Raw genomic sequence first — 14,848 nt, 5'->3', positions numbered from 1 at the left:
GTTCTCATTGATTCGATGGACGATGCACGTGCATCGTGCGGGCCCACGGCTGAGCGAGTGCGTTCGTCAAAACGGACTGCTTCACGATCGGCGATAGGCAAGCTGCGAGTCGATCCTAGCCAGCAACGAGCTGCACGAGAAATTGAAAGTTAATGTCGAAGGCATTGACGCAGGCTATGGATCGATCGCTCCATCGGCTGGTGTTACGCAGCCCAGGCCGAACCGCGGATCACGCTGCAGAAATTGCCGGCGTGGAAATGCGGCTCCTTGTCGGCAATCACGTCGGCTTTGACATTGCCGAAGGTGGTGGCCGGCTTGTGTTTAATGCCGGTGTAGAAGCTCTGGATGATGTCTTCCTTGAACTGGTTGCCACGCGGATGTGTGCGCACGATGGCTTGGCGTTCGGCCTCGCTGTACTGATCGTAGGCCAAGCCAAGCACGTCCATTTCCACGCCGGCCGTGACCAGCGCGATCACCGGATGCATGTGCTGTGGAACGCCGGGCGTGGTGTGCAAGGCGATAGCCGTCCAAACCGTGTCGACATCTTGCTGGGCGATGCCGTGGCGGTTGAGGAAATCGCGCGCGGCGTTGGCGCCGTCCACCTCGAAGCGTTCGGTGGCGCTGCTGTGCTTGGGCATCAGGCCCATGTCGTGGAACATGGCGCCGGCGTAGAGCAACTCCGGGTCGAACTTCAAGCCACGGCGCTTGCCGGCCAGCGCGCCGAAGTAATACACGCGGCTGGAATGATGAAAGAGCAGCGGCGTGACGGTATCGCGCACCACTTCGGTGATTTCGCGCGCCAGTTGGCTGTCGGGGACGGTAATGCCGTTGAGCGAGAGGGACATGATGGGTTCTCCTAGGGGGTGAATCCATTCTCTGTGCGGCCCCCGCTGTCCTCAATAGGCGCTATACGTCATATACTGCCATTTCGCGTGTGATGCGGACGCAGCAGAGGATCATCTTGCCCATGGCCAGGACCATTGCCGTCGTTGCTTTGCCCGGCGTCCAGTTATTGGACGTTTCCGGTCCGCTGGACGTGTTTGCGCAGGCCAATATCGAGGCGCAGGAGGCGTTCTACGCGCTGCGGGTGATCGCCTGCGAGCCTGGTCCGCTGCGCAGCTCGTCCGGCGTGCGCCTGCTGCCCGATGGCATCGTGGGCCAATGGGGCGAGCGCGTGGATACCTTGCTGGTCGCCGGCGCGCCCAACGCCGGCCGGGTGGCGTTGGCGCCGCAGGTGCTGAAGTGGCTGCGCGCGATGGCCTTGCGCAGTCGCCGCTATGGTTCCATCTGCACGGGCGCTTTCGCGCTTGCTTCCACCGGCCTGCTGGACGGGCACCACATCACCACGCACTGGGCGGCGGCCGAAGATCTGGCGCGCGCGTATCCCCGCGTCAACATCGACACCGACGCGCTCTACGTGCGCGACCGTAAGCTGCGCACCGCAGCGGGTGTGACGGCAGGCCTGGACCTTGCGCTGGTGTTGGTGGAAGAAGATCTCGGGCGCGATATCGCCAAGCGCGTCGCGGCGCAGTTGGTGATGTTCTTCAAGCGGCCCGGCGGCCAATTGCAATTCAGCCGCAAAGGCGAAACGCGACCGATGGGGCGTTCGGTGCTGCAGGAAGTGCAGCGCTGGGTCGCGGCCAATCCGGATCTGCAGCACAGCATCGCCGGCATGGCCAAGCACGCGGGATTGAGCGCACGGCATTTTGCGCGGCTGTTCCACGCCGAGGTCGGCATCACGCCGGCCGCATGGGTGGAGCAGACGCGCGTAACCGCCGCGCGCGCATTGCTGGAAAACGGGCACGACACGCCCAAGCTGGTGGCATCCAAATGCGGCTTTGCCAATGCCGACACGTTGCGCAGGGCGTTTCAGAAGCATGTTGGCGTAACGCCCGCTGCGTATCGTAAACAGCATGCCGCGCAGCCCGAAGAGCCCGGCGCGTAGATGCGCCGGTTCCTTCCGGGATTGACAGACCGATGGCGGCATGCGAACCGCATGGCTGCGCTTTATCTTATCCAAATGTCATGATATGACTTGGCAAATCGGTCAGCGCAAAGGCTACGCATGCGGTGCAGCACCCTATCGAGCAGCAAGTCCAAGTTGCAGAATCGAGGCCTATGAGGCGCGCGATCCAAGCCATTGGCACCAAAGCGTGCCGCGTGCCGCGTTGGTCGCTGACGTTGGCCATGTTTGCTTCCAGCATCGCCGCTGCGCAATCGCCACCGGCAACCCAGAAGTTCGAGGATCGAAACGTACTGTGGGACGCGATCCATCAGCGCTGCGCACCCAAGGCCATGCGAAAGATTTTTCCACCGGCACCCTGCGCCGATGTGCAACTGGGTCCTGGCGGCTACGCCGTCTTCAAAGATCGCAACGGGCCGTATCAGTACCTGTTGTTGCCGCTGGCGCGGATCACCGGCATCGAAAGCCCTGCCTTGCTCGCCGCGGATGCGGCCAATTACCCGGCCCAGGCGTGGAGGGCGCGCCTTTTCGTGGAGGCGTCGCTGCACGCCGAACAACCGCGCGACGTATTGGGTCTGGCGATCAATTCGAGCCAGGGGCGTTCGCAGGATCAGTTGCATATCCACATCGATTGCCTGCGCGGCGACGTCCGCGATGCCATCCAACGCTGGCTTCCCGCCATCACGCAGGACTGGCGTCCGCTGCCGCAGGGCTTGCCGCCGTCGGGACATCGCTATCTGGCCAAATGGGTGGCGGGCGAAAACCTGGATGAGAATCCGTTCAAGGACCTGGCCAGCAACCTGTCATCCAAGGAGGCCCTGGCCACGCGCAGCCTCGCGGTGGTTGGTGCGTACAACGCAGCCCATCAACCCGGTTTCGTGCTGCTGAGTGGCCGTGTGGATGTTGCGGCGGGCGACCACGGACACGCCGAGGAACTGCAGGATCCCACCTGCGCCATCGCCCGGCGTCCACCCTAGCGGCATTGGGGCATACATGCCGTTCCCATTCGCCAAGACCTTGACGTCAAGTACGTGTAAAGGGTCTGGCGTTCATCCGTTGTACCGGGTGGTGATTGGCCGGCAGGGCGATTGAGCGTGGTGATCCGTGTGGGCGCCATGCGTCAACCTTCGCCGGTGCGCTCTTGCTCCGGTGCCGCCAAATGCGGATGGTGCCGCGGGTCTGCGGTATGCCAGCGGATGCCATTGCGTCCTGCGCGCTTGGCTTCGTACAGCGCGGCGTCGGCGGCGTCGAGCAGTTTTCCGCTGTCCTGATAATGGGCATCCAGCGTGCTGGCCAGGCCCGCGCTGACCGTGACGATCTGTTGCTTGCTGCGCACGTGCGCAATGGCCAGTGCCTCCACGCGCAGGCGCATGCGTTGCAGCGTCCGCTCCGCGTCGGCGCGGTTGGCGTGCTGGAGCAGCACGGCGAATTCCTCGCCGCCGTAACGCGCCACGGTGACTTCGGGCGAGGCTGCGGCTTCGCCGGCCAGCGCGGCGCCGACCGCCGCGAGGCATTCGTCGCCGGCCAGATGGCCGTAGGTGTCGTTGAACAGTTTGAAGGCGTCGATGTCCAGCATCGCCACCGTGATCGGATGGCCCGATACCGCTGCCGCCTCCCAGGCGCGATCGAGTTTGCGGTAGAAGCCGCGGCGATTGAGCAGCCGGGTCAAGTCGTCGTGCACGATCGCGCGTTGCAGGTTGCGCTGCAGTGCGCGCAGTTCCTCTTCGGAGGTCAGCTGCCGGCTGAGCACAATGGCCGCGCGTGCGGCATAGCTGGTGATCGCAAGCACCAGCGCGCACAAGGCCAGCAGCGGGCTGGTGCCGATTTCGCCGAAGGCGAGCAGGCATAGCGCCAGACTCAGCGCGAAGGGGTTGAGCCCTGCGGCGAGCATCCTGGCCCTTCGCGATGGCCGATAACCGCGAAACCATACCTTGCGGCGACGGCTCAGTAGCACGCCCACGATGACAAAAGGCAGGCTGAGCAGGAGTTCGGGCAGGTAGGATTCGCTGTGGAGAATGAAACGGTTGTGAGCGGCCGGAAAAATCACATCGGCCCACGCAAACGTCATCAGCACGAAGTAGAAACGCCGCTCGTCCGCGCGCTTGGTCGAGACAAAACGCAAGGTCGATACAAGCGCCACGAACGTGCTCATGGCGTCGAACATCCACATGATGAATACGGCCGCCGCAGTGTCCGTCGCTGCGTGGTCGATCACCCGGTGCAGCAGGATATAGAACAGCGCCGCGATGATGCAGGCCAGGATGCTGTCCAGTAGGCCCGCGAGGCGGTACAGCGGGGCGATGGGGTTGTACGCGGCCGCGATGGTGAGCAGCAGGCTGTTGAGGCAAAAGTAAAACGTGGGATCGAACGCGACCAGCGTACCCTGCGGGTTGACCAGCGAATCGCTGAACAACAGGCCGAAAGCGGCAGTTTGTGACACCAGCGCCATGAACAACAGTGCCCATAAAGGGCGGTTGTGGCGTACGGCCAAGCGAAAGCGGTGCCAGCACAGAAATAGCGTAATCGCAAGCACCACCAGCACCAGGCCGTAATTCACCGACAAAACCCGCTTGGGCGCCACGGCCAGCAGAGCCAGCTGAACGGCCAGCACCGGCGCGTAAATCCTGGGAGTCCAAGACTGGATTTTCATGTACGGATAACGGGCCGATCGCGCCGGAATCTTCGGCAATGCCGGTTTACCAGAAAAGTCGGCAATGGGGGGCGCCTGCGTCACAACCGGCAAAGATCATCGGCATGGGATATGCATGAACGGTCAAGGCAATCACCGAAGTCGGCAGGACCGTGGAGCAGCAGACATGACGATGGCGCGCATCAATCAAATCGCTCGCGAGGTGGTGGGATTCACGCTCTGGCTGGGCGGCGTCATCCTGAACATGGCGGCGCTGGTCTGGTGCGGATTCCAACTGCTGCGATGGCTCCATGACGGTTATTGGACCAACCAGCCCACGCTGGAGTCGTGGATGCGCAACTATTGCCCGGAAGCGTGCATGTTCGTGAACAATCCGCATTCCTGGTTCGGCGTGGCCAAGCTGATGCACTTCATTTACCAAATGCCGTCGGGGCTGGCGCTTTCCATGCTCGGCGTCATCTGCGCGGTGCTCAGCGTGTCAGTGGCCGATCATCGGCCCGATATCCTGGGCGTTGCCAAACAAACGCGCACGGTCTCTTTTTAAGACGTCCCGTCGGGACGTTGGACCCGGTCCGTACCTTTGATCCGGCATTGCCGATCTACTAGCCTTCGCTGAAGGCGCCCCACCTTCGGCACATTCGCCCGGCCTCTGTTTTGATCGATCCTGTTGCGTCAATGCGTCGCGGGCAGATCGTGTGCCTGCGCTATGCTGCGGGCCGCAGCCGAGTTCCGATGATCGGGCAATTTTTTCGCAGCATCGAGCACGCGGCCGTCATGCGCAGGCCGCACAATGGTACCGGTCTGTGTGCGATTTCACATCGCATGAAGATGCGCTGTTATAGACATTTGCGCGATCGGCCAGCCAATAGCGCAAGGATGCCGCTGGCGGCACGGAACCTATGCGTTCGGTCTTAACCTTAAGCGAATGGAGACAGATCTTGGCCAGGCAATCGTTGATGTCGTCCTCCTTTTCCGGGCTGTTTTTTTTCGCACTCGTTGGCGTGGCGTCGCCCTGCGGCGCGGCCGATACGCCGACCTTTCATGACGCGCCGGCCGCGGCGTCATCGCTGCGCAATCCTTACGCCGGCCAGGCTTCGGCGGCGGCAGCAGGGCGCGATCTGTACGCGAAAAATTGCGCCAGCTGCCATGGTCTGAGCGGGCAGGGCACCGGCAATATTCCCGCACTGGCGCACGGCCCTGCGCAGCAGGCGAGCGATGGCGCCCTGTTCTGGTTCATCACCCAGGGCGCGCCGATGGACGGCATGCCCGCCTGGGGCGCGCTGCCGGCGCAGCAGCGCTGGCAGATCGTGTCGTATTTGAAGACCTTGCCGACGGCAAAGCCGGTCGCGGTTGCGCAGAACGAAGCGATCGCCTCGTCCGTCACCACGCCGCCGCCGACACCTCCCTTCACCGATTTCCGCTACGAAATACCCGGCAAGGTGCGCAAGATCACGCTGGCCGACTTGCCGGCGCCGTATGCCACCGCCTCGGCCGGCAACGCGCCGACGATGGTGGCGCGGCCCGCCGATGTAATGCCCAAGGCGCCGGCCGGCTTCAGGGTGAATCTCTACGCCGATTCGCTGGGCGAGCCACGGGTGATCCGTACCGCGCCGAACGGCGATATCTTCCTGGCCGAAAGCGGCAGCGGCCAGATCCGCGTGTTCCGCGGCATGACCGCGGACGGCAAGCCTCGGCAAACGGCGGTATTTGCTACGCATCTGCGCCGTCCCTACGGTATTGCGTTCTATCCGAACGGGGCGGACCCGCAGTGGGTGTACGTGGGCGACACCGATGAGGTGCTGCGTTTTCCCTACCGCAATGGCGATCTAAAGGCGCGCGGCAAGGCCGAGCACGTGGCGGACCTGCCGCATGGCGAAGGCCATTGGACGCGCGACCTGGCGTTCTCGCGCGACAACAAGACCCTGTTCGTCGCGGTCGGTTCGGCTTCCAACGTGAACGATCCGGACGTCTCGCCGGCCGAGAAGAATCGCGCCGACATCCTTGCCTTCCATCCCGACGGTACCGGTCAGCGCGTGTATGCATGGGGTATCCGCAATCCCTCCGGTATCGCCATCGATCCGCAGAATGGACAGTTGTGGACCACGGTGAACGAGCGCGACGGGCTGGGCGACAATTTGGTGCCCGACTACATTACTTCGGTGCGTGAAGGCGGTTTCTACGGCTGGCCGTGGTGGTATATGGGCCCGCACCAGGATCCGCGCCATGCGGGCAAGCATCCCGAGCTGAAGGACAAGGTCATTACGCCGGACGTGATCCTGCAGCCGCACAACGCTTCGCTGCAGATCGCCTTCTATGAGGCTAATCGTTTTCCCAAGGAATACCACGGCGACTTGTTCGCCGCCGAGCACGGATCGTGGAACAAGGCCACGCGCGTAGGTTATGAGGTGATCCGCATTCCTCGCCATCATACGAGCAAGGCGAGCGGCGAATATGAGGATTTTCTCACGGGCTTCGTGCTGCCCAATGGGCAGGTATGGGGGCGTCCGGTCAGTCTGACGGTGGCGCCGGACGGCTCGCTGCTGGTGACCGATGACGGCTCCAATACTATCTGGCGCGTGGATTATGTGGGTGCGGGACAGTGACTGTTGCGTAGATCCAGCGACATGAACACGCTGTTGGGGTCCGCCGAGTAATCGCCAAACGGCGGACATTCCACGAAGCCATGGCGCCGGTAGAAAGCGCGGGCGGGAATGAAGTAATCCCAGGCGCCGGTTTCCAGGCTGAGCCGCGAGAGTCCGTTCGCGCGTGCGGTGTCGATCAGGTGGCGCAGCATGGCACTGCCGGCGCCATGCCTGCGCGCGGCCTGCGCGGTATGCATCGATTTGATTTCGCCGTGGTCGGGCGCCAGCCGCCGCAGCGCGCCGACCGCCAGCAAGGCCTCGCCATCCCAGCTTGCCCAGAAGCTGATGTCGGGGGCCTGCAACGCGTTTACGTCCAGCGCATGCGCGCTGCCGCGTGCGGTGGCTGCGCGCGCGGTGGTTACATGCGTGTTGAGCAGGGCGATGATGCGCGGGTCGGTCAGATCGCCAGGCAATATGCGCATCGCTTGGGCCGCTCCCCCTGTCAGTGTTGGCGTTGAGTGTAGCTCAGGCATGGCGCTGCCACGGCATGGGCTAGGTCGGGCGCGGACGCGCATGGTAAAACGGCGCCATCACTTGATCCGGCCCGCCATGCGCAAACCTGCCCCAACCCTTTGGACCGACGATACCGGCGCGCTTGGCGGTGTCCGCTACTGGCTGTCGATGTGGTTCGGTGTGGTGGTACTGATCGGCGTGCTCAATGCCCTGCATCGCTACCTCAACGACGTGTCCAATGGTGTGGCATCGGCCGCGTTCGGTCCCCACCTGATCGAGGAAATGACCGGTAGCCTGAGCTTCGGCGTGCTGGTGCCGCTGCTGATCGCGGCGTTCCGGCGTATCCGCACGATGTCCGGCCGCTGGCGGCATCTGGCGTGCCATGCCCTGTTGCTGTGCCTGGTGTCGGTGCTGCATACAAGCTTGATGTGGGGGTCGCGGATCGCGCTGTTCGGGCTGTTCGGCTATGGCGACTACGACTACGGCAGGATGTCGTGGCGCTATTTGATGGAATTTCCCAGCGACGTTTTTTATTACCTGCTGCTGGCCTTTGTGCTGTGGCTGGGCGATCGCTACCGCCAGGCGCAGCAGCGCGAGCTGCGCGCGGTGCAATTGGAATCGGCCCTATCCGAAGCGCGGCTGGATGCGCTGCGCCTGCAGCTCAATCCCCACTTTTTATTCAATACGCTCAATGCCGTCTCCTCCATCATGTACGAACGGCCGCGCGTGGCCGACGAGATGCTGGCGCGTATCGGCGAGCTGCTGCGCGCGACGCTGGGCACGCGCGGGCAAGAACACGCGCTGGCTGACGAGCGGAAATTGTTGGAGCTGTATCTGGATATCCAGCGCGCACGTTTCGGCGACGGATTGACGGTGCGGATCGAGACGGAGCCATCGTTGGGCGCCGCGCGCGTGCCGTGCCTGGTATTGCAGCCGATCGTCGAAAACGCTATCGAACACGGCGGTGTTGATGCGGTCCGCTATGTGGAAGTGAAAGCGGAGCGTTGCGATCGGCGCCTGGAACTGTCCGTGCGCGATGGCGGCCGGGGCGAGGGCGCGAGCACGCATCGTGGGCACGGTATCGGTTTGAGCAACATCGAGGCACGGCTCAAGCATTTGTATGGCGATGCGGCCGGTTTGCGGCTTGAGCGCCGCGATGGGCAAGGCACGTGCGTGTCGTTGTGGCTTCCTTATGCCGAGGATCGCACGCCATGACCTTGCGCGCTGTCATCGTCGACGACGAAGCGCCCGCGCGCGGCAAGCTCAAGCGCTATCTCGCCATGGCCGATGGCGTGCTGCTGGTGGGCGAGGCGGGCAATGGGCACGATGCGCTGACCTTGATCAACAAGACGCGCCCTGACGTGGTGTTTCTCGATATCAGCATGCCCGACATGGATGGCTTCGCCGTGCTGCGGGCATTGGGCGATCCGTTGCCGGCGGAGATCGTGTTCGTCACCGCACACGACGATCGCGCCTTGCAGGCGTTCGACGTGCATGCCTTTGCCTATCTGCTCAAGCCGGTCAGCCCCGAGCGCTTCGACCGCCTGATTGAGCGCCTGCGCGAACGCCTGGTGCCGAGGATGGACATGGGCCAGCGCATCGACGGCCTGCTGGAAACCTTGCCCGCACCTGCGCGTTACATTGAGCACGTGCTGGTGCAGTACCAGGAGAGTGCGCAGCTGATCCGCACCGACCGCATCAGCCACATCGAAGCGAGCCGCAATTACCTGGACGTGCATAGCGAAGGGCGTTGCTATCGCCTGCGCGGCACGCTGGAGAACATGCTCTCGCGCCTCAGTCCCTTGCGCTTTGCGCGCGTCAACCGTTCCGCGCTGGTGCGGCTTGAAGCCATTCGCGAAGTGTTGCCGTGGCCGGAAGGGGAATACCGGCTGTTGCTGGACGACGGCGCGCGGCTCACTTGGACCCGCCGTTACCTGGACAATCTGCCACCAAGCTTGCTCACGCACTTGTGACCGGGCAGGGCTCGTCCCCGGCTGGCCGGGGTTCGTCCCAGACTGGCGCCTTTGCGCTTCATGACGGGGCATGCTGCGCCTCATCACGGCATGGCTTGAGGATTCGGTGATGCGCAAGCGGGTATGGATGTTGGCCGGCGGCCTGGTGCTGGTCGCGGCGCTGGCGGTGGAGTTGCCGCGCGTGACCAGCGCATCGCGGGTGGCGGCCGGCATGGCGGCGCATAACCTTTGTTCGGCCATTTATGTGGCCGGGCTGGATCCGGAGGCGACGTTCCAGGAACTGGTCAAACCCATCATCGGCCGGCCGCTGGACCGGCTGGCCAGTTACCGCGTGGACCGTGCCCATCGCAGCGTGGAGGCAAGCTTCGCGGGCCTGTTTCACGCCAGGGCGGATTTCACGCCTGGCTACGGCTGCCGCCTGCAGTTCGCCGATACGCCGCCGGCGCCCGCGCCGCGGCCTTTGTTGCCGGCACCGGCCGACGACGGTTTCGCACCGGCCACGCCGGTGAGCACGAACGATCCGATCATTCGTGCCGCGCTCGATCGCGAATTCGACGAACACGCCGGCACGCCGACCAAGCACGTCAAGGCGGTGGTGATCGTCAAGGACGGCCATGTCATCGCCGAACGCTACGCCAACGGTTTTGGCGTCAGTACGCCGCTGCTGAGTTATTCGGTCGCCAAATCCTTCACCAATGCCTTGCTGGGCATCCTGGTCAGGCAAGGGCGTCTGCGCGTGGATCAACAGGTCGGAGCGCCCGAGTGGGCGGCGGCCAATGATCCACGCCAGCGCATCACCATCGAGGATCTGCTGCGCATGCGCAGCGGCCTCAGCGTGGAAGAAAGGGAGAATGGCTTCAATCCAGTGGCACGCATGGAATACCTTCAGAACGACATGGCCGCGTACGCCGCGAGCTATGCGTTGCGCGCGCCGGTGGGTACGGATTGGGATTACACATCCGGCAACACGCTGATCCTGGATCGCCTGCTGGGCCAAACCGTTGGCGGCGGCGAAGCGGGCATGCGTACGTTTGCCGAGCGCCAATTGCTGGAACCGGCGCGCCTGAGTGGCTTGACCATGGAGTTCGATGGCAGTGGCGTGTTCATGGGAGCCTCGTACGTCTACGCGCCGGCACGCACCTACGCGCGCTTCGGCGAGTTGTACTTGCACGACGGCGTGGCGCCGGACGGACAGCGGATCCTGCCCGAGGGATGGGTGGCCTGGTCGCGCCGTTCCACCCTGGGGGAACCTTACGGCGCCGGTTTCTGGACCAACGATGGGCCGAGCCGCGCGGCTGCTTGGCGGGTGCGGGCGGGCTTTCCCAAGGATGGTTTCTACGCCAGCGGCTACCTAGGCCAGCGCATCTACATCATCCCTTCCGAGCAGTTGGTGATCGTGCGCTTCGGCTATTCCCAGGGCGAGAGCTTCGGTATCGAGGACGACCTGGCGCTGATCGCCGCGACCATCCAAGCCACGCACCGGGAAGCGAAAGAACTCGCGGCGGCCGGGCGATAACGGCGCGCTAACCTTCCCCCCGCCGGACGATGCTCTGACGTGAGGCCAGGGGCGGGCGGTCTCAGCAAATCGATTTCGCGGCCGTTACGAAGGCCTAACGGTTCTTGGTGCACATTGGCGGTCCGGGCAGCCATCGATCTGCCGCGGGCAACCGTCAGCATGGTGGAGGTCCGTCCAATGAAGACCCAGGTTCCGTCCCGTTCGTCCTCGCATTTTCGGGTGTGGTCCAACTACCTGGCGCGGATCGTCCATCCGACAGCGAAAAGCACGCTTGGGCCCGAACCGGCGGGCATGACACGGCGGCAGGAATTGCTTGCCGCGCAGGATCGCAAGCGCAAGGAGCAGCGCGCGCACGTGCTGGAACTGCTGCGCGAGGTGAAGGAAAAGCACGGCCAGAACCCGCCCGCGAAAGATCCCGGCTTCGTCAGCCATCACGGCTAGCCGCCGCTGACTTTCACTACTTTACGAACGGCGCCGTTTTTTTGCGGCGTAGCCGATCAGCGCTTCCAGCGCTCGATCGGCGCGGGGCTGCCCAGCAGATAGCCTTGCCCCATTTCGCAGCCCATGCTCAGCAATATTTCGTATTGCGCCTGCGTTTCGATGCCTTCGGCGATCACCTGGATGTTCAGCGCGTGGGCCAGCGCAAGGATCGCGGCCACCACGGTGGTGCTGTTGCTGCTGGCGGGTTTATCCAGTTCGCTGACGAATGCACGGTCGATTTTCAGCATGCGGAACGGCAGTGAATGCAGATAGCTGAGCGAGGAATAGCCGGTACCGAAATCGTCGAGCGCGGCGCCCACGCCGGACATGCGCAGGCGATCGAGCATGGCGCGCACGCTTTCGGGGTTGTCCAGCAGCGCGCCTTCGGTCACCTCGGTGATCAGGCGTGTCGGCGACAGGTGCACGCGTTCGAGCATCTTGAGGATGCGCGTATCGAAATCCATGTGGCGCAGATGCAGCGCCGACACGTTGAAAGTGATGAAGGGCGTGCCAGGGATATGCTGGCTGATCAGGCGGCAGCTTAATTCGAACAGGCGCCAGTCGATCGCTTCGATCAGGCCGCTGTCTTCGGCGATCTTGATGAAGTCCGACGGCCGCAGCAGCCCGCGTTGCGGATGGTTCCAGCGGATCAGCGCTTCGTAGCCGACCACCTGGTTGTCGCCGAGCCGGCAGATGGGCTGGAAATGCGGCTCGAATTCGTTCAGCCGCAGTGCTTTGCGCAATTCGCTTTCCATGGCGAGCACATCGACCATGCCCTTGGCCAGCGCCTCGTCGAATACCGCAAAGCGTTTGCGCCCAAGCTGCTTGGCCTGGTAGAGCGCAATGTCGGCGTCGCGGATCAGCTCGTCGGCGTCCAGGTAGCTGGCATCGCCGTAGGCAATGCCCACGCTGATGGACGGCTCCAGTTCTTTGCCGGAGATGCGCAACGGCAGGCTTACCGCGTGCAGCACGCGGCTGGCAACGGCGGTAGCGGTGGTGGTGGTTTCGATGTCTTCCAGCAGGATCGCGAATTCGTCGCCCGAAAGGCGCGCCACCATGTCCGGTTCGCGCACATGGGTCAGCAGGCGCAGGCCGATCGCCTTGAGGAATTCGTCGCCGGCCAGGTGCCCAAGGCTATCGTTGATCACCTTGAAGCGGTCGATGTCCAGATAGAGCAGGGCGCAGCGCCGGCTCGAATCGTGCTGGATCAGGTGCAACACGCTGTCCAGCCGCTCGCGCAAATAGCCGCGGTTGGGCAGGCCGGTAAGCGGGTCGTGCATCACTTGGTGATGCAATTGCTGCTGCATCTGTTCGCGGCGCGAGATTTCCGCGCGCAATTCGCGCGTGCGTTCTTCCACGCGGTGTTCCAGCCGCAGATTGGCCTGCTGCAGCGCCACGGCGGAACGGCGCCGATAAATGCTGTTGGCGATCTGCAGCGCCACGAAGCTCAGCAGTTCCTGGTCGGCCGCGCCGTAGTTGGCATTCGCGTCGTAGCTTTGCACCACCACGATGCCGATCACCGCTTCGTCCACTTTCAACGGTACACCCAGCCAGCACGCCGCCGGCTCGCCGACGTAACGCGGCACCACCTCGCCGGTGTCGGCCAGCGCGACGATGTCTTCGCGGCTGCCCCACCACGGCTGGCCACGCCGCATGACGTATTCGCTCAGGCCTTGCCCGATCGGCCGCTTTTGCGGGCGATGGATGCCGGCATCGATGTAATAGGGAAAATCGAGGTTGGCACTGTCGTCGGTCAGCAGGGCGATGAAGAAATTGCGTGCGTCCAACAGGCCCGCCACCACGGCGTGCACGCGCTGGTAGAAGGTGGTTTCGTCGATGTCGGCGGTCGCCAGCTCGGCCAGCTTGAACAGCGCTTCCTGCAGCCGCTCGGCGCGCAGGCGTTCGCGCACTTCCTGGCGCAGGCCCTGGTTGACCTGCGCCAGTTCCTCGGTGCGCAGGCGCACCCGCAGTTCCAGCTCGTCCTTGTGTTCCTTGCGCTCCAGCGCGGTAAGAATGTGATGGCCGACGAATTCGAGCAAAGACAAATCGTCGCGGGTGTAGACATGGCTGGTGCCGTAGCTTTGCACCACCACCGCGCCCTCCACCTTGCCGTCGTGCAGCATCGGCACGCCCAGCCAGTCTTCGCTGTCGGGGCCTGAAAGCATGGTGGGGCCATTCACCTGCTGGTTGAGCTGCTCGTTGCTGCCCATCAGCGGCTTACCCTGGGTCAGCAGATACCAGGTAAGCGTATGGCGTCGTTCCTCCAAGGGGATTTCGCGCGTGGTATCGGGCTGGTCTTTGTCCACCGTGTCGGCGTAGTACAGAAAGCGCATGGTGCCGTGGTCGGGGTGGTAGCGCACGATGAAGAAATTTTCGGCGTACATCAGGCCGCTGACCACACGATGGATCTCGCGCAGCATGTCCGGCATATCGAGGTTCGATCCGGCCAGATCGGAAATAGCGAACAAGGCGCGCTGCAGGTTTTCCGAATGTTCCAGCTGGGTATGGGAATCGTACAGGTCGGCCAGCTTGATCGCGTGATGCAGCTGGCGCACGCCCAGCTGCAGGTAAGGCCCCACGCTGGCAAGCACCGCCTTGGCGGTTTTTTCTTGACACAAGCCCAGCACCAGCACGACTTGTTCTTCGCGCAGCAAGGTGAGCGCGTACAGCGTGCCATCGGAGGAAGACTGCGCGTTGGGCGCGGCAAGCGCCGCTTGCGCCAGGCTCAGTTCCGCCGGGTCGGGACTGGCCCGGTCGCTTGCCTGGTAGCGTCCCTTGGACGGATTGAGCCACAGCACTTGGGCACGCTCGCAACCGCGTTGCGCGCGAATCAGTTGTTCGATGAGCAAACCCACTTCTTCCGGCGTGGCAGCCTCGATCAGGCGTCCAAGCCAAGCCGTGTATTCCGACTCGTGCTTGGCTCCGATAGCGATGGGAAGCGTTCGGCTCATGATCACCCGACTGGCATTGGCTACCTATCAGCGGCTAACTGCAGTCCAAAAAGCGTGAAATTTCTTATATGCGGACTGAACGCACAGGTACATTGCCACTATATCGGTCAGTGGGCCAATGGCTTGATACATTCCCCCGTTCCCCAGCCCCTTCCATCCTGGGGCTCCGGGCCAGCATAGCGTGGTCTGAACGACTTGTTACAGGGGGCGTGCGTTAAAC

Annotated in this window: 12 protein-coding genes; 8 read left to right on the top strand and 4 right to left on the bottom strand. The window is 63.5% G+C overall.

The annotated features are described in order from the left end of the window. Positions 1–203: 203 nt before the first annotated feature. Positions 204–845 carry an HD domain-containing protein gene (locus tag VME63_RS08550; RefSeq protein ID WP_325432264.1) on the bottom strand — a complete coding sequence of 214 codons (642 nt, stop codon included), beginning with the start codon at positions 843–845 and terminating at the stop codon, positions 204–206. Positions 846–967: 122 nt separating this feature from the next. Here VME63_RS08550 and VME63_RS08545 point away from each other — a divergent pair, with 122 nt between their 5' ends. Both VME63_RS08545 and VME63_RS08540 read left to right on the top strand, forming a co-directional pair. Then, positions 968–1,945, top strand: a complete 978-nt coding sequence (locus VME63_RS08545) for a GlxA family transcriptional regulator (RefSeq protein WP_325432263.1) — start codon at positions 968–970, stop codon at positions 1,943–1,945. Between the two features lie 242 nt (positions 1,946–2,187). After that, positions 2,188–2,940 (top strand): CDP-diacylglycerol diphosphatase, encoded by a 753-nt coding sequence (locus VME63_RS08540; RefSeq protein WP_325432261.1) that lies wholly within the window; start codon positions 2,188–2,190, stop codon positions 2,938–2,940. 143 nt (positions 2,941–3,083) lie between these two features. Here the strand turns inward: VME63_RS08540 and VME63_RS08535 are convergent, their stop codons facing one another. After that, on the bottom strand, positions 3,084–4,613 hold the full coding sequence (locus VME63_RS08535; protein ID WP_325432259.1) for a GGDEF domain-containing protein: 1,530 nt from the start codon (positions 4,611–4,613) through the stop codon (positions 3,084–3,086). A gap of 166 nt (positions 4,614–4,779) precedes the next feature. Between VME63_RS08535 and VME63_RS08530 the strand changes: the two genes are divergently transcribed. Both VME63_RS08530 and VME63_RS08525 read left to right on the top strand, forming a co-directional pair. Then, positions 4,780–5,157 (top strand): hypothetical protein, encoded by a 378-nt coding sequence (locus VME63_RS08530; RefSeq protein ID WP_325432257.1) that lies wholly within the window; start codon positions 4,780–4,782, stop codon positions 5,155–5,157. A 412-nt stretch (positions 5,158–5,569) separates the two neighbouring features. Beyond that, a complete protein-coding gene (locus tag VME63_RS08525; RefSeq protein ID WP_325432255.1) occupies positions 5,570–7,216 on the top strand; it encodes a PQQ-dependent sugar dehydrogenase in 1,647 nt (548 codons plus the stop codon). Here VME63_RS08525 and VME63_RS08520 read toward each other — a convergent pair. After that, positions 7,195–7,677, bottom strand: coding sequence for a GNAT family N-acetyltransferase (locus VME63_RS08520; protein ID WP_325432253.1), 483 nt, complete (start codon positions 7,675–7,677; stop codon positions 7,195–7,197). The two genes, VME63_RS08525 and VME63_RS08520, sit on opposite strands and share 22 nt — an antisense overlap. Before the next feature lie 127 nt (positions 7,678–7,804). On the opposite strand from VME63_RS08520, the gene VME63_RS08515 reads away from it, so the two are divergent. The 4 genes from VME63_RS08515 to VME63_RS08500 all read left to right on the top strand — a co-directional run bounded on the left by VME63_RS08515 (position 7,805) and on the right by VME63_RS08500 (position 11,638). After that, the gene (locus VME63_RS08515; RefSeq protein WP_325432251.1) at positions 7,805–8,923 is read left to right on the top strand and encodes a sensor histidine kinase; all 1,119 of its coding nucleotides are present in this window, start codon (positions 7,805–7,807) and stop codon (positions 8,921–8,923) included. Beyond that, positions 8,920–9,681 carry a LytTR family DNA-binding domain-containing protein gene (locus VME63_RS08510; protein WP_325432249.1) on the top strand — a complete coding sequence of 254 codons (762 nt, stop codon included), beginning with the start codon at positions 8,920–8,922 and terminating at the stop codon, positions 9,679–9,681. Before VME63_RS08515 ends, VME63_RS08510 begins: the two co-directional genes overlap by 4 nt. Positions 9,682–9,751: 70 nt before the next feature. Next, complete coding sequence (locus tag VME63_RS08505) at positions 9,752–11,197, top strand: serine hydrolase (RefSeq protein ID WP_325432247.1); 1,446 nt, start codon at positions 9,752–9,754, stop codon at positions 11,195–11,197. Between the two features lie 177 nt (positions 11,198–11,374). Continuing rightward, on the top strand, positions 11,375–11,638 hold the full coding sequence (locus VME63_RS08500) for a hypothetical protein (protein WP_325432245.1): 264 nt from the start codon (positions 11,375–11,377) through the stop codon (positions 11,636–11,638). Positions 11,639–11,694: 56 nt separating this feature from the next. On the opposite strand, the gene VME63_RS08495 is transcribed toward VME63_RS08500, so the two are convergent. Next, entirely contained in the window at positions 11,695–14,628 is a 2,934-nt protein-coding gene (locus VME63_RS08495; protein WP_325432244.1) for a bifunctional diguanylate cyclase/phosphodiesterase, read from the bottom strand. Positions 14,629–14,848: the final 220 nt, after the last annotated feature.

It is taken from the genome of Dyella sp., assembly GCF_035503745.1.
Taxonomy (GTDB): Bacteria; Pseudomonadota; Gammaproteobacteria; order Xanthomonadales; family Rhodanobacteraceae; genus Dyella_B.
Note: the sequence above shows the minus strand (reverse complement) of the source record. Positions and strands in the feature narration are given on the sequence as shown.